Source organism: Acidaminococcus hominis, assembly GCF_900291475.1.
In the GTDB taxonomy this organism is placed as follows: Bacteria; Bacillota; Negativicutes; order Acidaminococcales; family Acidaminococcaceae; genus Acidaminococcus; species Acidaminococcus hominis.
In genome coordinates, this window is the sequence record NZ_OLMM01000002.1 from 89,351 (window position 1) to 109,733 (window position 20,383).

Consider the following 20,383-nt stretch of genomic DNA (forward strand, 5'->3'; position numbering starts at 1 on the left):
CATGCTGTATCAAATGTTCCATGGCAAAATCCACCGTGCTACCGTGACGGAGGCCAACCTGAACTATATGGGCAGCATTACCATTGACCAGAATCTCCTGGACGCTGCCGGCATTCTCCCCGGAGAACGGGTGCAGATTGTCAACAACAACAATGGGGCCCGTCTGGAAACCTACACCATCCCCGGCGCCCGGGGCACCGGCGTCATCTGCCTGAATGGGGCTGCGGCCCGGCTGACCCAGGTAGGTGATACGGTAATCATTATCGCCTATGCCCAAATGGAAGAAGCCGAAGCCCGGAGCTTTGTGCCCAAAGTGGTGATGGTGGACGAAAACAATCACCCGGTAAAGGTCCGGGGCCAGGAAGCCGAACGGGAAATCAGCTGAGCCCGGAAGGAGGACCCCTATGCTGGATAAACTCGTTCATTTTTGTACCCGTTATATGTCCGCTGGCGTTATCCTCATTGGGATCTTGGGCATTGTAGAGCCGGCTTTGCTGAAGCCTTTGGCTCCCCGGATTCCCCTGTTCCTGGGCATTATCATGTTCGGTATGGGCATGAGCCTGACCCCCAGCGACTTTAAGGCAGTGCTGTCCCGGCCCAAAAGCGTGGCCATCGGCTCCCTGCTGCAATTTACCATTATGCCCCTGGTAGCCTATGTCCTGATTCACCTGTTCCAGCTGCCCCCAGCCATTGCCATTGGCGTGGTACTGGTCGGCTGCTGCCCCGGCGGTACAGCTTCCAACGTAATCAGCTACATTGCCCATGCAGATGTGGCCCTGTCCGTATCCATGACCATGGTCAATACCCTGCTGGCTCCTGTGGTAACGCCCTTTTTGGTGTGGCTGATAGCCGGCACCTGGGTGCAGATCAGCTTTGTCTCCATGATGCTTTCCATCGTGCAGATGGTGCTGCTGCCCTTAATTCTGGGGGTAGCCCTGAATACCCTGTTCCCTGCCAAGGTCCAGAAGGTCATCCGGATTATGCCCATGCTGTCCGCGCTGGTGGTTATTCTCACCGTGGGCTGCGTGGTATCCCTGTCCGGCAAAGCCATTGTAGAAAATGGCCTGGTAATCCTGGCAGTGGTAATTCTCCACAACCTGTGCGGGATGCTGCTGGGCGGTTTCTTCGCCAAGCGCTTTGGTCTGAATACGGCCCAATGCCGGGCTATGACCATTGAAGTTGGCATGCAGAATTCTGGTCTGGCCTCCACCCTGGCCCTGATGTATTTCACCGCAGTGGGCGGTATTGCCGGTGCCATCTTCTCGGTGTGGCACAATGTCAGCGGTTCCCTGTATGCTTCCTACTGTATTGGCAAGGACGAAGAAGAAGACCTGGCCTACCAGGAAGCAGACGCTGAAGTCAATAAATAAGTTTTTGCCAAAAGGCTTTGGAGGCTTTTCTCCAGCCCCTTTTCCAGGCAGCTGGCCTTGTGCCGCTGCCTGTTTTTTTGTCTCCTTTTGCCCATTTTGTGACAATTTGGGGAGAACTTTGCTTTTTCCCGGTAAATTTCCTACAATATATTAAGCAGTACTTGACGCACACGTCTTACAAACACTGCCCGCAATTTCTAAAAAAGTTGAGGTATAAGATACTATGACCTATCATAAACGAAAATTGATTCCCACGCTTGTACTGGCTTCTCTGCTCCAAACAGGATTCCTTCTGCCCTCCATTGTCCACGCAGCGGTAACGGATGCACCGTCCCAAGCGGCAGACGGGGTGCTGCCCCCTGCCAAGGAAAAACCGGGGGAGGTTCAGCCAGAAGCTGCCAGTACCTCCAAAGAACAGCCCCAGGCTAACCCAAAGACGGCTCCAGAAGCGGCTGCGGCGCCAACTGACACTCAGGCTGCCCCGCAGACAGCTGTTGCCCCCTTACAGCCTGCTGGAGATTCTGACAATAATGAGGACGTGCCCACGGACGCGGACAGCACCCTGCAGCCCGCTGCCAAAGTGGACCCGGCTACGGGTCTGCCCATTCCCGCCATCCTGTCCCACTACACCCAGACGGATCCCGCCTCCCTGCGGCCCTTCCTGACCTGGAACAAGGTAGTTGGCGCCGTTTACTACGACCTTACCATTACCCTGCCCAACAACACCCAAATGCCCACCCAAAGGGCCTACGTGGAAGGCCTGAACGTAATCCTGCCCCCGGGTACCCAAGGGAATATCCGCTGGACCGTACAGGGCTTTGACCTGGATGACAACCCGGTATCCGCCCCGTCCAAAACAGAGGTTTCCTTTGTAAATCCCAAGGAGGAGCCGGACCTGACCCCGGTGCCCCTGACCCGTTTCAACACCGGCAACGGCACCACCCTGCTCTACCCGGTATACAACTGGATTCCCGTGGACGGCGCTGCCCACTACCAGATTGAAGTTCTGAAAACCAACAAAGTAAGCCCTACCTTGCCGGCTTTGGACAAGCAGCTGCTTGAGCGGGGCCGCTCCACCGGCTTTGACTGGTACGATGACAGCTCCCACTACGCCCCCTATACCATGTACTGGCGGGTCCGGGCCATGGACGACAACGACAAGCCCCTGGGGCCCTTTACCGACCCTCTCCCCCTGCGCACCAATCCCAATGACAATTGGGAAATCGGTACCCTGGGCGACAGTATCTCCCACGGGGGCGGCGACCTGTCCTACTCCCCTTCCGACTGGGAATACAGCTACCAGTACTACCTGGACTTTGACTCCATCAATCTGTCGGAAAGCGGCGATACCAGCGCAGCTACCCTGGACCGTTTTGACAAGGACGTACTGCCCTTCCACGTAAAATACCTGATTATCATGACCGGCAGCAACAGCCTTCGGGGCTGGGTCAGCGGCAATTCCGTGATCAGCGACCTGGATGCCCTCCGGCAAAAATGTGCGGATAATGGGATTGTTCCCATCTTCATGACCTTGCCGCCCATCAACCCGGCCAATATCAAGCAGGCCTTTGATGAGCCTACGGCGGACAACTGGCAAAGCCAATTCAAGCTTGTTAACGACTGGATCCGCAGCCAGCCCTACCACATTGACCTGTCCGGAGTTATCGACGAAAATCAGGAGCTGCCCACCAGTCTGGCTGCCGATGGGCTGCATCTGAACTTCCGGGGCAAGCAGCTGATGGCCCAAGCCATCAACAGCCAATGGCCCGGCATCATGGCCGCCCTCCAGCAAAACCATAACTAAACTGCATAGTGACTAGCAAAAAACCAGAAGGTGTAGGGAAATACAAGATAATTTCCCTACACCCTTGTTTTTTATAAATATACCCTATATAATTAAAGAAGGATAATTATTAACTACGAAAGGTGGAATATATATGAGAAACTTTGTAGAGGCCATTGCCAATCGCCGTACCAATTACGCGCTGGGCAAAAATATCCCTGTCAGCAAGGAACAAGTTGTAGAAACCGTGCAGAAACTGGTCCATGAAGTACCTTCTGCCTTCAATATGCAGTCCGGCCGGATTATCATTGCCACCGGCGAAAATCACGACAAAATCTGGAACATTACAATGGAAACCCTGCGGAAAATCGTGCCGGCAGAAGCTTTTGGCCGCACAGAAGACAAAATCAAAGGCTTTGCCGCTGCCTATGGTACCATTCTGTACTTTGACGAAACAGCTACCGTAAAGAATATGCAGGAACAATTCCCTGCCTATGCAGACAACTTCCCCATCTGGGCCCAACAAGCCAACGGGATGATGCAGTTCGCCATTTGGACGGCCCTGACCGATTTGGGCTTGGGTGTCAACATCCAGCATTACAATCCTCTGATTGATGAAGAAGTGAAAAAGACCTTTGGGGTTCCCGATTCCTGGCAGCTGATTGCCGAAATGCCCTTTGGGGAAGCCCTGCAGGCCCCCAATGCCATTACCAAATTGCCCATTGATGAACGGGTAAAGGTATTCTAATTCCAGGCACCTCCTAACCATGGCCTCCAGTCCCTACGGGGATCTGGGGGCCGTTTTTTTTGCGTCCCCAGCGCTTCTGCCCCTTTCTCCGACTTTTTGGGCATAAAAAAAGATACTGTAGGATTTCCCACAGTATCTTGTGTGTCTTACAGGGCAGCTTTAGCAGTTTCAACCAGCTTTGCGAAAGCAGCAGCATCGTTGACAGCCAGGTCAGCCAGAACTTTACGATCCAGTTCAACCCCAGCTTTGGTCAGGCCGCAGATGAAACGGCTGTAGCTCAGGCCGTTGGCACGAGTAGCAGCATTGATACGAGCGATCCACAATTGACGGAATTCGCGTTTCTTTGCTCTTCTGTCCCGACGAGCGTACATCAGGCCTTTCATTACGGTTTCATTAGCTTTTCTGAACAGCTTGCTCTTGGAACCTCTGTAGCCTTTAGCCAGCTTCAGAATGTGTTTATGACGTCTATGAGCAGTTACACCAACTTTAATTCTTGCCATTCTCTTACTCCTCCTTGGATTCTAATCGTGCTTATGCGTAAGGCAGCATTCTTGCTACGCGTTCATGGTCAGTCTTATGAACCAGCGTGGCTTTACGCAGATTTCTCTTCCGGGCAGGAGATTTGTGCTCCAGAATGTGGCTCTTGAAGGCTTTTGCGCGTTTGAATTCACCGGAACCAGTGACTTTAAAACGTTTCGCAGCGGATCTGCGGGTTTTCATTTTCGGCATAATTTGACTTCCTCCTTGTTATTTGGCGCTTTTAGGTGCCACAATCATAATCATGTTGCGGCCCTCGAGTTTGGGTTTTCTTTCAACCACAGCAATTTCCTGCAGTTTATCCGCCATTTTATTCAGTAATTCTTCACCCAGTTCAGGGTGGGTCAATTCCCGGCCTCTGAACATAATGGTCACTTTTACCTTGTCACCGCTTTCCAGGAAGCGGACGGCGTTTTTGGTTTTAACGTCAAAATCGTGGTCTTCGATGCGGATACGCAGTTTAACTTCCTTTACATCGATCACTCTCTGGCGCTTACGGGCTTCTTTTTCCCGTTTTTGCTGTTCATACTGGTACTTACCATAATCCATAATCCGGCATACCGGCGGTTTTGCTTTCGGAGCAATTTCCACCAGGTCCAGATGCCGTTGTTCAGCCAGATTCAGGGCCTCACTCAAGGACATAATACCCAGCTGTTCACCATCAGCAGAGTTCACGCGGACTTCTCTAGCACGAATCTCTTCATTAATTCGCAGTTCTTCTTTCGCTATGACTGCTCACCTCCATCAGTTAATCACAACTTCTCAAATTCTCAAAAATAAAAAACGGGCGAACCAAAGTCCACCCGTTCAAAATACGTATCAATGACCCTGTCGAGCGTTGCCGCAAGGTGAGAAGCAGGTGGCCTCTACTTGGTTACTTGATTATAATACCACAGAGGCCCCCCACTGTCAACCGTATTTCTTATTTTTTGTTTTTGATTTCATCCAACAGTTTGGCCGTGAAAGCATCTACGTCCATAGCCCCTTGGTCCCCTTCGCTGCGGCTGCGGACGGAAACCGTGTTGCTTTCCACTTCCTTCTCGCCGATAACCAGCATATAAGGAACCTTCTTGACCTGGGCTTCCCGGATCTTGTAGCCAATCTTTTCATTCCGGTCATCCAGATGTACCCGTACGTTCAGGGCCAGCAGCTTGTCCGTTACCTTCTTGGCGTAGTCATTGTACTTGTCCGTAATGGGCATTACCCGAACCTGTTCCGGAGCCAGCCAAGCCGGGAAAGCACCGGCATAGTTTTCAATCAGGATACCAATGAAGCGTTCAATGGACCCATACACCACTCTGTGGATCATAACCGGACGATGTTTTTGCCCGTCTTCGCCAGTATAGGTCAGATCGAATTTTTCCGGCAGCAGCATATCCAGCTGGATGGTGCCGCACTGCCAGGTCCGGCCAATGGAATCCTTCAGATGGAAGTCGATCTTGGGGCCGTAGAAAGCGCCGTCGCCTTCATTGATGGTGTACTTCAGGCCGAAGTCGTCCATGGCTTTTTTCAGGGCGCCGGTGGTCATTTCCCAGGTAGCGTCGTCACCCATGGAGTTGTCCGGACGGGTGGACAGTTCTGCATGGTAGGTCAGGCCGAAGGTAGCGTATACTTCGTCAAACAGCCGGATGGTTTCTTGGATAACGCTTTCAATCTGGCTGGGCATCATGAAGATATGGGCATCATCCTGGGTGAAGCAGCGTACCCGGAACAGGCCGTGCAGGGCACCGGACAGTTCATGGCGGTGTACCAGGCCCAATTCGCCCACCCGCAGGGGCAGTTCCTTGTAGGAGTGGGGCGTGTTGGCGTAAACCAGCATGCCGCCGGGGCAGTTCATGGGTTTAATGGCGTAATCCTGGTCATCAATCTTGGTGAAATACATATTTTCCTTGTAATGATCCCAGTGACCGGAGGTTTCCCACAGCTGCCGGTTCATGATCATAGGAGTCATAACTTCCTGATAGCCATATTTTCTATGAACTTCTCTCCAGTAATCAATCAGCGTATTGCGGATGATCATGCCGTTGGGCAGGAAGAACGGGAAGCCGGGGCCGTAATCGCTGAGCATGAAGATACCCAGTTCCTTGCCCAGTTTCCGGTGGTCGCGCTTGGCAGCTTCTTCCATCATATGCAGGTATTCTTCCAGTTCTTCTTTGGTGGCAAAAGCCGTACCATAAATACGCTGGAGCATCTTGTTGTGTTCATCGCCGCGCCAGTAGGCACCAGCAATGCTCATAAGCTTGAACGCCTTTACACGGCCCGTGGAGGGGCAATGCGGGCCGGCACACAGGTCGGTGAAGTCGCCCTGGGTATAGGTGCTGATAACGGCATCTTTCGGCAGGTCTTCAATCAGTTCCACCTTGTAGGGTTCATCTTCTGCCTTGAATTTGGCCAAAGCTTCTTCCCGGGGCAATTCATTGCGCACCAGAGGATAGTTGGCTTTGATGATTTTGCCCATTTCTTTTTCAATGGCAGCCAAATCTTCCGGCGTAAAAACGTGTTCACTGTCCAGGTCATAGTAGAAGCCTTTGTCAATGGCAGGGCCAATGGCAAACTTCGTGCCCGGGAACAGATGCTGAATGGCCTGGGCCATGACATGGGAAGCCGTATGGCGAATGGCATGGAGGCCTTCTTCAGAATCCGGAGTAACGAATTCCACCTGGGCATCGTGGTCCAGGGTATCGCTCAAATCTTTGTTGACACCGTCAACCTTGGCCAGCAGGGCTTGTTTGCCCAGTTTCTGGGACAGGCTCTTGGCAATGGACAGCAAGCTGCTGCCTACTTCAACTTCTTTTACACTGCCATCCAGCAGTTTTACTTGAATCATTGACATGATAGTTCCTCCTCTATTCTTAGCCAGGCAAAACAAAAAACCCGTCCCTGTAATAGGGACGGGCCTAAGCTCGCGGTTCCACCCTGATTGGTTCGACAATACGAACCCTCTCGGACCCTTTAACGCAGGATTACGATCTGGCTTACTATTGGTTCAGCAGATGGTTTGAAGGTGGTTACCTGCCACTTATCCGGGTCGGTTCTCAGCATTCCGACTTCTCTGTACAGCATCTATGACAGCTTGTCCTTCGCATTACCTTTGGCTTTTGAAATTGGCTTAATTATACCACGGGAGAAAATATTGTCAACCCCGGAGAACCATTTTCCAAAAATAATCCCCTACGGGAAGCTTTTTGGAATAAAATGTAACATTTCATACATAGAAAGTACAATCTAAAAAAATGCTGAAAATTCTACTGCCTTCCAGTTGCCCCTACGCCCCCCACTCTGCTACAATCCATCTTATAAAGGGGGAGTTCAAATGGATCGTTCTGATACTATGCATACCATGTATGACAAAAAGGGCCCTGTGGTGGCCAAGAATTTTGAAAAACGGGGCTTTGCAGCCTATTACTGTCCCACCCAGGAAGAAGCTCTGTCCAAGGCCATTTCTCTGATTCCAGCCACGGATGTGGTTTCCTGGGGCGGCACCGTTTCTGCCACCCAAATCGGCCTGCTTGACTACGTAAAGGCCCACAACAAGGTGATTGACCGGGATACCGCCAAAAATCCTGCGGAAAAATGGGAGCTGATGCGCCAGGCCCTGCTCTGCGACACCTACATTATGGGCAGCAACGCCGCCACCGAAGACGGCCAGCTGTTTAACGTGGACAACAACGGCAACCGGGTAGCCGCCCTGTGTTTTGGTCCCAACCAGGTTCTGGTCATTTTGGGCATGAATAAATTTGCCCCCACCCTGGAAGCCGCCATTGCCCGGGCCCGTTCTGTGGCTGCCCCCATCAACACCCAGCGCTTTGCCATCAAAACACCCTGTCTGGTCAATGGCATGTGTGCCGATTGCCTGAGCCCCGACAGCATCTGCAACCAGTTGGTCCACACCCGCCGCAACGGCGGCCCCAAAGGCCGGATCAAAGTGATTCTGGTAGGAGAAAATCTGGGCTATTGAAGCCAAAATCCTATAAAAGGCTGTCCGTACTTGGGCAGCCTTTTTTGATTTTCCGCTTTTTCCCGGGGTCTCACAAGGCGCCGGCTTTTACCCAAAATTAGCCCCTCAGAAGGCTGTTTATCTCTTCGTTGGCCAGTTCTTGCGCCTGCTGCCGTCTCCAATTCAGTTCCCGCGCATACTCCTGCTCGTCCAGCCCTTCCGGAATGTCCCGTTTCAGGATTTCCAGGGTCTCCTGTTCCCGTTCTTCCACATCGTCAAGGAATTTCTCCAGACTGGCCTGGGGATGTTTCAGCTCTTTTAAGAGTCTCGGATTATAATCCTTTAGGTCCTCAATCAACGCTTTCGCTCTGCTGCTGTTTTTACCCATTTCTCTCGCCTCCAAATTGTCTAAAATACCATTTCGTTTATTTCAAGCCTGGAAATTTCAGGTTTAAAATAAATTTTTATAGAAAAAGCCGATTCCCCAATCCCCATACCTACCCTACATCCACATTTCTTTTTGAAGCAATCACATGTTCCACCTTATGTAGAGCAGCCATTAAGACACTCATATAGCGTCTTGTAATATGTTTCATAGTCTACAGAATCCGGTAGTCCGGAAACGCCGCCGTCCCCAGTCTCAAGAATTTTCCAATTTCCATCTTCTAACTCGGCATAATCCACGGTGTAGTAATTGCTGCCCAGCCTGCGATAGTGGTCAATCAGCTTCTGCGGAGGCCTTGGGGTAGCTGTTCCTTGGCCCGAATTGCGACTGATTGATGCCGGTATATGGTTGATGTAAAACACTCGATATTCGTTTGTATGATTTTCATACCGTTTTAGCGGGAGGTACTCTTTAATACAGATACCGCCTGTCAGCAGGTCTCCCCGGTACTTGTAAAATTCTCCCATCCAATAATCAAACTCCTGCTGAGTTACCGCTGCATCAAAATATTTGGGGAACTTTGTTCCCTTAACTGACTTCACATAGTCTTTCACCATGAAGCGGGAGAACTGTTTCTGAAGCTCAGCCACTGGAATCTCCGCATGAAGTGGATAAATCAGCATTTTCGCTGTATCTGCCTCCACGTATGGATACACATTGGGAAAAGTATGCAGCAACTTATATTGTTCCGGACTGGTAATTAATTGGATATTCTCCTTCAGCAGCAGGTTATAAAATTTTTCATATTGCTCCGGTTTCATCATCCACCCCCTGTAAACCGCCCTTGTAAGCTCTGCGGGAGCAGTGGATAGAATCAGTCTGCCTTCCTCAAACCAGGCATCATACCCAAATAAAGTCGCTCGAAACAATCCAGTACCCAATGCTGCCAGGTACTCCTCTCGCAATTCCTCATCTACTTTCTTAGGGTCAAAATAACTGGAAGGAAAAATAAGCATACTCACCAACGCCATCACTACCTTTTTTCTTATATAAAACCTCCTGCATTCGGTGCCTGCGCTATACAGATTTTGTCGCTTCTTGGCAAAGTATCAAATCCCTCCTGTCTTTACTTCAAAATTGCCAAAGCCAGTGCAATCAGAGATATTGCCAGTGCCAGATAAGAAATATATTTGTCCATGTTTCTCCCCCCTCCTCATACGATTCATACCACAGCCCGTAATCACCCTAAGCCCTATTGCCATTACGCTTTTGCCGTGTATATTCATAAGCAGCATCATACCGCAAGCCATTATCACCAGGATACGGCTTATCGTGCTTTATTTCTTCCCACCAAATTTTCTTAGGGATTCCCTCAGGAAAAGCATCACAATAAGGACGGCCTATCATGTCTTCCCTTGGATAAACAGCATAATGTTTGCACGTCATACATTTACATATTGGAAACATAAACAAGACCTTGCCTCTTGAATAAGATCTGATTCTTTCACAGCTAGCCACACTGTAAAACGTTTGCAGTTTTTAAAATCCCTCCAGTTTTTCTTCTCCCTTCAGTATAGCAGATGTCCTGGTCAAAAAAGCTCCCAGAAGTTTTGCTGTCGTTTTCTTCCCGGCTGCCCAGTACAATTTGAACCAAACAAAAAAGGAGCCCCTCGCAGGGACTCCCTTCTTGTTGCTTATTTCTTCGGTTCACCATACAGCCGGTTCATTCCTTCCCGGGTCACCAGCCAAATCCGGCCAGCCTTTCTGGCTTCGGTTGGCAAAAACCGGGGAGCATTTCCTTTATACCCCGTACATGCCTGCTGCACCGTAACAGGAGATTTTCCCCAAATTTCCGCTGCTTCCGCAGCTGTCATCACCTCATCCAGCAACATTCCATTCACCCCCAAAATGTATCTATGCTCTTATTATGCCCGTTTGCAGGCATATCGTCAAATGGTTCCCGCGCAGTATAAGCAACAACAGCTACTGCAACAATTACCCGAAATAGGGGCTTAATCAAGCTCTCTTATTGATTTTATTTCAGAAGGGTAAAAAGTGAATCCCTTATTTTCAATTCCTGGTACGTCTAAAACTATAAATTCATCTTCATCATCTTCTATTTCACCAGCTGGATAGTAACCGGACACGTGACCTTTCCAACTCTTTTCGTCCACGTCGATTATTTCCACGTTTCGGCCTAAATATTCATATATGTTTTTCATTATCGTTCCACCCGCCTTGATACGACATGAGTTTCTGTCTTTGGGTAGTAAATTGTAAACCCTTTTGTTCCTGCTTCTCGTTGTTATGTAAGGCAAACTACCTACTACCGTGTCTTCTATAACCTCTTCGATTCTATCCTCCGTTATTACTATGCAAAATTTATTCAATTCCATGGAAATTATTAACTAATTTTTATACTTCATCTATAAAAATCGTCAGCTTATTTTTCTTCTCTCACTAAAGGCGGGTGCGTTTTCAAATACTCTTTTTTTATTTCTTCTTGTCTAGCCATTGCCTCTGCAAGTAGTCCGTCTTCATCTTCCACGATTTCAAATTTCCCGTACAGTCCTTCTTTATCAAGGGATTGCGGCCTTAACATGTAGTAAAGATAATCTTCCTCTGACTCATCAATTACGCGAATGAAAGGTGGTTCAATGCCTACCACATCATAAATCACATTAGATTTTAATAAAGTAACACCTAAATCCGGACCTACATAACGCACTTTTCCAACAATTTTTTTCTTCACGGCACATCACCTTCTCTTAATACTTTTGATTTAAATCAAACATTGAATTTCATATTAGCATTTCTGTACCAATGAAGGGCAAATAAATAGGCATCAGATTTTATTACTCCAATACATGCAGAATCAATGAAACACAATCTTTTTCGCCTGCGGTATTAAAAAGTACTCTGCCAAAACAGAAGAGCTTTTAGCTGCCTGGCAACAACGCTGCCGCCGAGATAACGATTATGGCACACGTTAAATCCGTTCTTAGTCTTCATCGTCATAGCCCAAAGTTTTCTGCGTATACTCGGTCTGCTCAAAAGTCAACGCATCACCCTGACTTATAACAATCAAGGCAATAGGCAGGGGGGCATTCAGATCGTAATTTGGAGGGGTATCAGCAAGAACGAAATAATCATCTGGTCCAAAACTCTTTCTTGCTGCTCTAAATTTTTTGACGGAAAGATGATGTTCGGCACAATATTTTTCAATCTCCGGTATTCGTTTTTCCCAATACTTAACATCTGACATCGAAATCATCCCTTCTCATAAATTTTATACAGGCATAAAGCGTACCCTGCCAAAACAGAAGTGCTTTTACCTGCCCAGCAGCGACGCTGCCGCCGAAATAATGGTTGCAGCACCCTTCACTCCATTTTTAGTCTTCATCATCATTGCCCAAAGTTTTCTGCGTATACTCGGTCTGCTCAAAAGTCAACGCATCACCTTGACTTCTAACAATCAATGCAGGAGGCAGGGGAGCATTCACATCGTAATTGGGAGGAGTATCAGCAAGAACGCAATAATCATCTGGCCCAAAACACTTTCTTGCGGCTCTAAATTTTTTGACGGAAAGATGATGTTCGGCACAATATTTTTCAATCTCCGGTATTCGTTTATTCCAATACTTCAGTACAGACATCGAAATCCCTCCTTCCAATAAAGATTATATCGGCCTTGTGAACTATAGCTGATGCCACTTCATTGATAAATCGAGTTCTAATATGTAAAACAGCCCCTGCTGGTCAACTACTGACTGAACTATAGTGCTATTATTGATAAACACTGGAAACCTTATGGGTACGAATTGGCCCCTTCAGTATTTCGCTCACATCCTAGAGCATAACAGGGGACTACAAGGCTCTTGTCTAATGTGAGCCATACAACAGCCGTCCAAAGAGAAATTACCTTGGTGCGTAGCTGCTTTGGATACGGTGAACTGCTAAGGAGTTATCAGCCAGCACGGCTGACTGAGGAAGTTTATTTTCATTTTTTCACAGCCTCTATAACTCAACATTTTCTATTTCTGAAGATATTTCCGACAGGCTTTTACCATCAAAAAAAGGTTTGTTCATAACTTCCTCAATGCTTTTCATTGTTTCGTATTTATCACCATACCACACGTCGAATTCATGTGCTGAAAATGGGTCTACCCCACAATGAATACCCTTGTAATCAAAGAGTACGTGTGTAAATAAAGAACTGATTCTATCTTTTAAGATTTGGCTGTTCATAATATATCCACACCCTCCTTTCTTTCCTCATCGGCCAATTATCTTGTTGTTTTTCCAACAATTTCTTTATTCTCATTGCCGATATATCTCACCCTTTTGGAAGCAGTCTTTCTTGTGTTGTTCTATTGTCACTTTTATGGTCTTCAATTTCTTCTTTAGTATATTCATCTCTTGAATTCAAAAAACCGTGTTCCTAAACATCGACTCCTGTCGATCTTTTAAATTTTTCCAGTTGGCATCAGCTCCTTTACAGAGATTATATTCTGCCTTTGACTGCTCCTCAGTTGATTGCTGTGCCCTGGTTGTTGCAGTGCTAGTGAACTTATAAACTTTCTTCTCTTTGCTCTTCTAATATCAGTATAGCAGAAAGTATGGGTAAAAGAACGGTCAGTTCCTGCAGCAAGCTGTGTGCAATTCCACTTTTTGAGGGAAACCTGAAATGGCCTGTGTGCAAAATATGTGCACTTTTGGCAGGATACTCCTCCGCGCCCCTTTTCCGCAAACAAAAAAGAACCGCAGCCAGCCTTATTCAGGCTTGCTGCGGTTCTTGCTAAACCGTCACGGTTTCAATCCGAAAGATGGTGGAGATGAGGGGAGTCGAACCCCTGTCCGAAAGCATTGTCATGCAACTTTCTCCGAGCGCATCCGTCATACTTTATTTCGCAGCCTCATCGCCTAACGGCGGGCTAATCAGCTGCTATCTCGATGGGTTTCCCCACAGGCCTCCGAGAATTGGTCCATGGGTATCCTGCAAGTGTCGTCTGCTCTTCTTCAGCAGGAATGAAGAAGGGAGACGTTAGCATTTAAGCTGCTAAAGCGTAAGAATCGTCTGCGTTTATAACGCGTTTCCACCGTTTAATGGGGTTGATGGAATCCCAGCTCGCTTATCACACCACATCTACCCCCGTCGAAACCGGTACATCCCCAAGGGTATTTGTAATAATTTATTATAGCATGGAATTTCCTATTTTGTAAAGCTGATAAAATTCCCTGCCCAGTCTAAAAGAAGACCTGCCGCAGCAGGTCTTCTTCCATTCCTAGTTAAGTTTACTGGCTTTGTTTTTGCAGGAATGCCCGAATGGGGCCAAAGCCTTCAATCTTGGACAGTTCCTCGCCGCTCTTTACCAGCAAGGTGGGTGCGCTTTGCACCTGGTATTTCTCTGCCAGTTCAGGATGTTCTTCCGCGAAGATTTCCCGGAAATCAGCTCCCTTGGCTTTCAGTTCCTGTACCGCCCGCTTGCAGTTGGGGCAGGTATGGGTACCAAAGAGAATCCAGTTGCTTTGGGCCGTGCTGGGAGCCTGTTCTTCCTTTACCATAAATACAGGGCGTTCTGCCTTACTGGGTTCTGCTTTGTGCAGGTAGGAATGGGCCAGGTCATAAACCTTCCGGTCCTTGAATTCCTGTACCTTGCCGTCGTTCCAGTTCTGAATCGGCCGATAGTACCCGGTGATCCGGCTGTAGACTTCGGTTTTTCCGCCGCAGTACGGGCAGGTGTATTGCTCGCCGTCCAAATAGCCGTGCTCCTTGCAGATGGAATAGGTAGGAGACAGGGTGAAATAGGGCAGCTTGTAGTTTTCGGCAATCTTCTTCACAAGGGCGGCAGAGGATTTCCAATCCGGCAGTTTCTCGCCCAAGAAGGCGTGGAAAACGGTACCGGAAGTGTACAGGGTCTGCAGTTCATCCTGGACGTCCAGGGCGGAGAAGATATCTTCGGTGTAGCCCACAGGCAGGTGGGAAGAGTTGGTATAGTACGGGGTACCGTGTTCGTTGGCGGTAATGATGTCAGGATATTGTTCCTTGTCATGCTTGGCCAGCCGATAGGTGGTGGATTCTGCCGGGGTTGCTTCCAGGTTGTACAGGTCGCCGTACTGTTCCTGGTAGTCTCTCAGGCGCTCCCGCATGTGCAGCAGCACTTCCTTGGCAAACTTCTGGGTTTCCGGATGGGTCAGGTCTTTCCGGAGCCAGTTGGCGTTCAGGCCTACTTCGTTCATACCAATCAGGCCAATGGTGGAGAAGTGGTTGTTGAAGGTGCCCAGGTACCGTTTGGTATAGGGGTACAGGCCGGCCTCCAGGAGTTTGGTGATGACCGTTCTCTTGGTTTTCAGGCTCCGGGCGGCAATATCCATCATATGGTCCAGACGGCCATAGAAGTCCTTTTCGTCCTTGGCCAGGTAGGCAATCCGGGGCAGGTTGATGGTGACAACCCCTACGGAACCGGTGGATTCCCCGGAACCGAAGAAGCCGCCGGACTTCTTTCTCAGTTCCCGCAGGTCCAGGCGCAGACGGCAGCACATGCTGCGGACGTCGCTGGGTTTCATGTCGGAGTTGATATAGTTGGAGAAGTACGGGGTACCGTATTTGGCGGCCATTTCAAACAGCAGCCGGTTGTTTTCCGTGTCGCTCCAGTCAAAGTCCTTGGTGATGGAGTACGTGGGAATGGGATACTGGAAGCCGCGGCCGTTGGCGTCCCCTTCAATCATGTTTTCGATAAAGGCCTTGTTGACCATATCCATTTCGGCTTTGCAGTCGCCGTAGGTAAAGTCGCATTCTTTGCCGCCTACAATGGCCGGCACGTCCTTCAGGTCCTCGGGAACCGTCCAGTCCAGAGTAATGTTGGAGAACGGTGACTGGGTGCCCCACCGGGAGGGAGTGTTCACGCCGTAAATAAAGGATTGGATGCATTGCTTCACTTCTTTGTAGGACAGGTGGTCCACTTTTACAAAGGGTGCCAGGTAGGTGTCAAAGGAAGAGAACGCCTGGGCTCCTGCCCATTCATTCTGCATAATCCCCAGGAAGTTTACCATCTGGTTGCACAGGGTGGACAGGTGGCTGGCCGGGGAAGAAGTAATCTTGCCGGGGATGCCGCCCAGGCCTTCCTGGATCAGCTGTTTCAGGCTCCAGCCGGCGCAGTAGCCGGTGAGCATGGACAGGTCGTGGATGTGCATGGCAGCGCTCTTGTGGGCATCCGCCACTTCCTTGTCATAAATTTCGTTGAGCCAATAGTTGGCTGTAATGGCACCGGAGTTGGACAGGATCAGACCGCCTACAGAATAGGTCACAGTGGAATTTTCCTTTACCCGCCAGTCGTTGACTTTCAGGTAGTTGTCCACCAGGTCCTTGTAGTTCAGCAAAGCGGAGTTCACGTTGCGAACCTGTTCTCTTTGTTTCCGGTACAGGATATACGCCTTGGCCACATCAGCATAGCCCGCATCGGACAGGATTTTTTCCACGCTGTCCTGGATGCTTTCCACACCAATCAGGTCGTTTTTGATCTTAGGGTCAAAGTCAGCTGTCACCTGCAGAGCCATCATATTGATAATACTGGGATGATAGTTCTTATGCAGTGCCTCAAAGGCCTTTGTAATTGCCTTACTGATTTTGGCAATTTCGAAGTCTACGATTTTGCCATCCCTTTTTACCACCGAATACATGGCTGATTCCCTCTTTCATTTCGATTTCGCAATTTCTGTGTGCTTGTTTATTCTACCCCGTTTCCCGGGTGTTGTCAATATGATGTATTGTTTATTTTAATAAATACTATATATAGTATGTTTACGCTTTTTAACAATTTTTCACGGAAATCTCCCAAAGCCCCAGTACATGGGTTCTCTCCCGTTCTGAGTGTAAGGTCAGGTCCCTGGAAAAAAGAAATTTTGCGTTCCTCTTGACCTGTATCTTGTGTCAAGAGGAAAATTTTCCGAATTTTTTCAAAAACACCTGTCCAAGCAGCATAAACAAATATTCGCTGTCTAAAAATAATTTCACAAAAGTCAAGCAGCCAGCGGTTGTCCGCCAGCTGCTCCGCCAGGTTCCTGCTAAACGCCCCGGAGTGCCACCTTGTCCGCCACCGGCCGCAGCAATTGCGCATAGGCTTCCAGTTCTTCTTTGGTGGGAGCAGAAAGGCCGGCAAAGGGTACCGTATCCCGGTCCTGGAAGGCCTGGAGGTAGTAGGCGGGAATCTTCCTGCCGTAGGCCTCTACCAGGGGCAAAAACGCCTTCTGCAGTTCCTGAAACCGTTCCTTGGTATGCAGCTGTGCCACAGTGGTGGTACGCAGCTCAAAGGCCGTTTTATGAGAAAAGAGCAGCCGCAGGCTCTGCAAAATCAGGTCCAAGGGCACCTGCTCCACCCCACTGGCTGCAGCATAGCCCTGGGGAGAATTCTTGATGTCCATGGCCACGTAGTCTACCAGCTTTTTGTCCAGCAGTTCCTGCAGCACCGCTGGATAGCAGCCATTGGTATCCAGTTTGGTCAGATACCCCAGTTGTTTCAGCTCTCCCAAAAAATCTGCCAGGTCCGGCTGCATACAGGGTTCTCCCCCGGAAACCACCACACCGTCCAAAATGCCCTGTCGTTTTCTTAAATACTCCAGGATATCTGGGATATGAAGGGCCGGGATTTGGGCGTCCAGAAGCTCACTATTGTGGCAATAGGGGCATCTCAGGTTGCAGCCGCCGGTAAACAGGGTGCAAGCCACCTTATCCGGATAATCCACCAGACTGAGTTTTTGCCAGCCCGCAATGAACATATGCCATGCCTCCTTCAAAATTTCCTGCTGCGTGTCAGACGGGCCTAAGTCCAGCCCAGCCTGCCGCGCTGCTTTGGCAAAAGGCTCCTGCCCAGACAGGAAAGCCCTTCGCCCGTTGTTTAATACTGTGCCGGACCACATTGCCAGTTCCGGCACATAACCTTCCCTATGATACCACAAATCGGACCCTTTGCTGCAGCTTTTCCGAAATCCTCAGTTTTTCTTATAGTTCTACAAGCTAGCAATCTTGTGTACATAATACAATATGCATAATTATTTTTCTATGTCGGTATTTTTGGAATATTCATTCATTAAGTAATTCAATCATAATTTGTGGTTTGCAAAAAAGCCGCGCGGGTCACCTGCCAGGCACTCCCGCAGCCCAGCCAAACGTCTCCCATTCCCGGCCCCGCGAAAGTACCTGGCGCGCCCCCGGGGAACCCTCCAGACAAATACCCAGCCTGTGCAGTTTACTGCCGGCTTCCCCTTCTCCCCAGGTTCCAACGTAAAAAAGCAGCCATTCCGGAAAACCGGAATAGCTGCTTGGCAGGCCTTCTGGAGCAAACCCAAGACTGCGAAACTGGCCAGATTACATCAGGCCGTGAGCAAAGTTCAGGAACCAGGTGATGATCACTGCGTTGGTGATATTGCTCAAGAAACCGCCGATAACGGGCACTACGAAGAATGCCAGTTTGGAGTATCTGTAGGTATCGCAGACGGTGGTCATGGTGGTCATGGATACAGGCACAGCGCCCAGACCGAAACCAGTATGGCCAACGGAGATGATAGCTGCATCGTAATCCTTGCCCATCAGCGGGAAGTCTACCAGGTAGCAGTAGAAGATGATGAACACAGCTTGTGCCATGCACAGGATGAACAGCTGCAGGCCCAAACCGGACAGCTGCCACAGTTTCATGGAGATGATGGACATAGCTACGAACAGACCCAGGGAGAAGTCGCTGACGGTGTCAATGCCTTCGTACAGACGGTCATGGTTGCCAGGTTTGGAATCGTAGTACAGACGTACCAGAATACCACCCAACATGCAGCATACGTGAATCGGGAAGTTGATGGAGAAGTGTTTCAGGATTACCATGAAAACGTCACCAACGCCCAGAGCCAGCATCATCAGGAACATAGCTTGAATAACGTCCCCTTTGTAGATGGCTAAACCAGTAGCATTACCAGTTTCTTCAGCAGACAGGCCCTTACCATCTTGGGAAGGATCTTCCAGGTGATGTCTTCTGATAATGAAACGGCCGAACGGACCACCGATGATGGAACCGGAAATCAGGCCGAAGGTAGCAGCTGCAATAGCTACTTCCAGGGCAGCCGGAGCGCCCATGTTAACAGCTACCGGAGCAAAAGCAGCAGCGTTGCCGTGACCACCGGTCATAGGAATGGAACCGGTCATCATAGAAATCAGCGGCGGAACGTGCAGAACTTGGCCCAGGCCAATGGCCAGAGCGTTCTGCAGGGCTGACAGGACGGCTGCGGAAATGCAGAACAGGACAACATACTTACCACCGGTTTTCAGCAGGGACAAGCTTGCTCCAGCACCGGAAGCCGCGAAGAAGATACAGTAGAACAGGTTGTTGGCTACTTTGTAATCGAAGTTCAGTTCACAAACGCCAAATTCATACAGTGCCAAAGAAATGATTGCAAAAATCGTACCGCCTACTACAGCACCGGGCAGACAATATTTCTTCAGGATGGAGAACTTGCTTCTCAGCCAGTTACCAAACCAGATAGACAATACAGCCAAAGCCAGTGTGTGGAACATGGATAATTTGATTACCATAGGTCCCATAAAATAATACCCCCTCTAATAATAAAAACCCTCTTTGGAAAATCATGTAGCGCTCCAGTTGCATGACTTTCTCTTGAGGGTTATTGTATCATGTTGCATATGAAATTTCAATGCAATTATCAGAAGATTTGCACCTATAATTTTTTCTTAATGATTCTGTAATGGTGTACTTTTCAAACAATGGGATCAATCTGGCCCTTTTGTTTCATTTCTTTCGCTTCTGCCCGCAGCCGCTGGATTCTTTGCTCCGTGGACGGATGGGTGCTGAACAGGGCCTTAGCATCCCGGGCACTAAAAGGCGAGATAATAAACATATGGGCTGTAGCTTCCGTAGCCCGGGGCATGGTACGCATATGGGCGTAGCCGTCAATCTTTTCCAGGGCGTCCGCCAGGGCGTCAGGATCTCCGCAGAGCTCACCCCCGGTATGGTCCGCCATATATTCCCGGGTCCGGGAAATGGCCAGTTGGATAATGGCTGCTGCCAAAGGTGTCAGCACCAGAATCAGGATGGCCCCCAGCGGGTTTCTCCGGTCATCGTCCCGGCTGCCGCCGAACCAATAGGCAAAACGGGCCAGCAGGGAAATCACCCCGGCCATGCCGGCCGCAATGGTGCTGATCAGGATATCGTTGTGTTTGACATGGCTCATTTCGTGGCCCAGAACGCCGGCGATTTCCCGGGGTTCCAGGGTTTCCATTAGGCCCGTGGTCACGCAGACCGCTGCGTGTTCCGGGTTTCGGCCGGTAGCAAAGGCGTTGGGCAGAGCCGTATCCACCACGTACACTTTGGGCATGGGCAGTCCAGCCCGCTCAGCCAAACGGGCTACAATGCCGTAGAGCATGGGGGCACTTTGGGCGTCCACCGGTTTGGCCCGATACTGGGCAATGACCATTTTGTCACTGAACCAATACATCAGTACGTTGGACAACAGGGAAAAAGCCAGCATAAAGGTCATGCCGCTGGTTCCTCCCACATAATCACCAATCAAAAGCATCAGGGCTGTCAGAAAGCCCATGAGCAGGGTCGTTTTCAGCATTGCA

At 49.5% G+C, this 20,383-nt stretch carries 21 protein-coding genes, 1 other RNA gene and 1 other annotated feature; of the genes, 5 read left to right on the top strand and 17 right to left on the bottom strand.

Translation table 11 applies throughout. The annotated features are described in order from the left end of the window. The first annotated feature begins 1 nt into the window (after window position 1). From panD to C7E10_RS01485, 4 genes are all read left to right on the top strand, one after another. Window positions 2-385, top strand: coding sequence for an aspartate 1-decarboxylase (gene panD, locus C7E10_RS01470; RefSeq protein ID WP_105325617.1), 384 nt, complete (start codon window positions 2-4; stop codon window positions 383-385). A gap of 19 nt (window positions 386-404) precedes the next feature. Further along, window positions 405-1,370, top strand: a complete 966-nt coding sequence (locus C7E10_RS01475; RefSeq protein ID WP_105325618.1) for a bile acid:sodium symporter family protein — start codon at window positions 405-407, stop codon at window positions 1,368-1,370. A 223-nt stretch (window positions 1,371-1,593) separates the two neighbouring features. Further along, window positions 1,594-3,174, top strand: coding sequence for an SGNH/GDSL hydrolase family protein (locus C7E10_RS01480; RefSeq protein ID WP_105325619.1), 1,581 nt, complete (start codon window positions 1,594-1,596; stop codon window positions 3,172-3,174). A gap of 133 nt (window positions 3,175-3,307) precedes the next feature. Beyond that, window positions 3,308-3,901, top strand: coding sequence for a nitroreductase family protein (locus tag C7E10_RS01485; protein WP_105325620.1), 594 nt, complete (start codon window positions 3,308-3,310; stop codon window positions 3,899-3,901). A gap of 146 nt (window positions 3,902-4,047) precedes the next feature. Here C7E10_RS01485 and rplT read toward each other — a convergent pair whose 3' ends face one another. From rplT to thrS, 4 genes are all read right to left on the bottom strand, one after another. Next, complete coding sequence (gene rplT, locus C7E10_RS01490; RefSeq protein WP_105325621.1) at window positions 4,048-4,401, bottom strand: 50S ribosomal protein L20; 354 nt, start codon at window positions 4,399-4,401, stop codon at window positions 4,048-4,050. A 31-nt stretch (window positions 4,402-4,432) separates the two neighbouring features. Continuing rightward, entirely contained in the window at window positions 4,433-4,630 is a 198-nt protein-coding gene (rpmI, locus tag C7E10_RS01495; RefSeq protein WP_105325622.1) for a 50S ribosomal protein L35, read from the bottom strand. An 18-nt stretch (window positions 4,631-4,648) separates the two neighbouring features. Further along, window positions 4,649-5,152 (bottom strand): translation initiation factor IF-3, encoded by a 504-nt coding sequence (gene infC, locus C7E10_RS01500; protein WP_199614478.1) that lies wholly within the window; start codon window positions 5,150-5,152, stop codon window positions 4,649-4,651. A gap of 208 nt (window positions 5,153-5,360) precedes the next feature. Further along, the gene (thrS, locus tag C7E10_RS01505) at window positions 5,361-7,265 is read right to left on the bottom strand and encodes a threonine--tRNA ligase (protein ID WP_353937249.1); all 1,905 of its coding nucleotides are present in this window, start codon (window positions 7,263-7,265) and stop codon (window positions 5,361-5,363) included. Between the two features lie 57 nt (window positions 7,266-7,322). Next, window positions 7,323-7,533 (bottom strand) — a binding site (T-box leader). 218 nt (window positions 7,534-7,751) lie between these two features. Between thrS and C7E10_RS01510 the strand changes: the two genes are divergently transcribed. Further along, window positions 7,752-8,396 (top strand): lactate utilization protein, encoded by a 645-nt coding sequence (locus C7E10_RS01510; RefSeq protein ID WP_105325625.1) that lies wholly within the window; start codon window positions 7,752-7,754, stop codon window positions 8,394-8,396. Between the two features lie 97 nt (window positions 8,397-8,493). Here C7E10_RS01510 and C7E10_RS01515 read toward each other — a convergent pair whose 3' ends face one another. From C7E10_RS01515 to htpX, 13 genes are all read right to left on the bottom strand, one after another. Continuing rightward, a complete protein-coding gene (locus C7E10_RS01515) occupies window positions 8,494-8,763 on the bottom strand; it encodes a hypothetical protein (protein WP_105325626.1) in 270 nt (89 codons plus the stop codon). A 155-nt stretch (window positions 8,764-8,918) separates the two neighbouring features. Next, window positions 8,919-9,791: an ATP-grasp domain-containing protein gene (locus C7E10_RS01520; protein ID WP_231085844.1), complete on the bottom strand. Its 873-nt coding sequence runs from the start codon at window positions 9,789-9,791 to the stop codon at window positions 8,919-8,921. Window positions 9,792-10,454: 663 nt separating this feature from the next. Then, window positions 10,455-10,652 (bottom strand): helix-turn-helix domain-containing protein, encoded by a 198-nt coding sequence (locus C7E10_RS01530; protein ID WP_105325628.1) that lies wholly within the window; start codon window positions 10,650-10,652, stop codon window positions 10,455-10,457. 120 nt (window positions 10,653-10,772) lie between these two features. Next, on the bottom strand, window positions 10,773-10,982 hold the full coding sequence (locus tag C7E10_RS11930; protein ID WP_146109032.1) for an LSM domain protein: 210 nt from the start codon (window positions 10,980-10,982) through the stop codon (window positions 10,773-10,775). A 221-nt stretch (window positions 10,983-11,203) separates the two neighbouring features. Then, a complete protein-coding gene (locus C7E10_RS01540; RefSeq protein WP_105325630.1) occupies window positions 11,204-11,512 on the bottom strand; it encodes a hypothetical protein in 309 nt (102 codons plus the stop codon). Window positions 11,513-11,761: 249 nt separating this feature from the next. Continuing rightward, window positions 11,762-12,025, bottom strand: a complete 264-nt coding sequence (locus C7E10_RS01545; RefSeq protein WP_105325631.1) for a hypothetical protein — start codon at window positions 12,023-12,025, stop codon at window positions 11,762-11,764. Between the two features lie 127 nt (window positions 12,026-12,152). Next, complete coding sequence (locus C7E10_RS01550; RefSeq protein WP_105325632.1) at window positions 12,153-12,416, bottom strand: hypothetical protein; 264 nt, start codon at window positions 12,414-12,416, stop codon at window positions 12,153-12,155. Window positions 12,417-12,777: 361 nt separating this feature from the next. Beyond that, window positions 12,778-13,008: a hypothetical protein gene (locus C7E10_RS01555; RefSeq protein WP_105325633.1), complete on the bottom strand. Its 231-nt coding sequence runs from the start codon at window positions 13,006-13,008 to the stop codon at window positions 12,778-12,780. A gap of 579 nt (window positions 13,009-13,587) precedes the next feature. Then, window positions 13,588-13,934, bottom strand: a transfer-messenger RNA (tmRNA) gene (ssrA, locus tag C7E10_RS01560). A gap of 121 nt (window positions 13,935-14,055) precedes the next feature. After that, entirely contained in the window at window positions 14,056-16,440 is a 2,385-nt protein-coding gene (locus C7E10_RS01565; RefSeq protein ID WP_105325634.1) for a ribonucleoside triphosphate reductase, read from the bottom strand. A 384-nt stretch (window positions 16,441-16,824) separates the two neighbouring features. After that, complete coding sequence (locus C7E10_RS01570) at window positions 16,825-17,535, bottom strand: anaerobic ribonucleoside-triphosphate reductase activating protein (protein ID WP_105325635.1); 711 nt, start codon at window positions 17,533-17,535, stop codon at window positions 16,825-16,827. A gap of 589 nt (window positions 17,536-18,124) precedes the next feature. Continuing rightward, window positions 18,125-19,345 carry a sodium/glutamate symporter gene (locus C7E10_RS01575; protein WP_105325636.1) on the bottom strand — a complete coding sequence of 407 codons (1,221 nt, stop codon included), beginning with the start codon at window positions 19,343-19,345 and terminating at the stop codon, window positions 18,125-18,127. A gap of 173 nt (window positions 19,346-19,518) precedes the next feature. Continuing rightward, entirely contained in the window at window positions 19,519-20,379 is an 861-nt protein-coding gene (gene htpX, locus C7E10_RS01580; protein WP_105325637.1) for a zinc metalloprotease HtpX, read from the bottom strand. Window positions 20,380-20,383 lie beyond the last annotated feature (4 nt).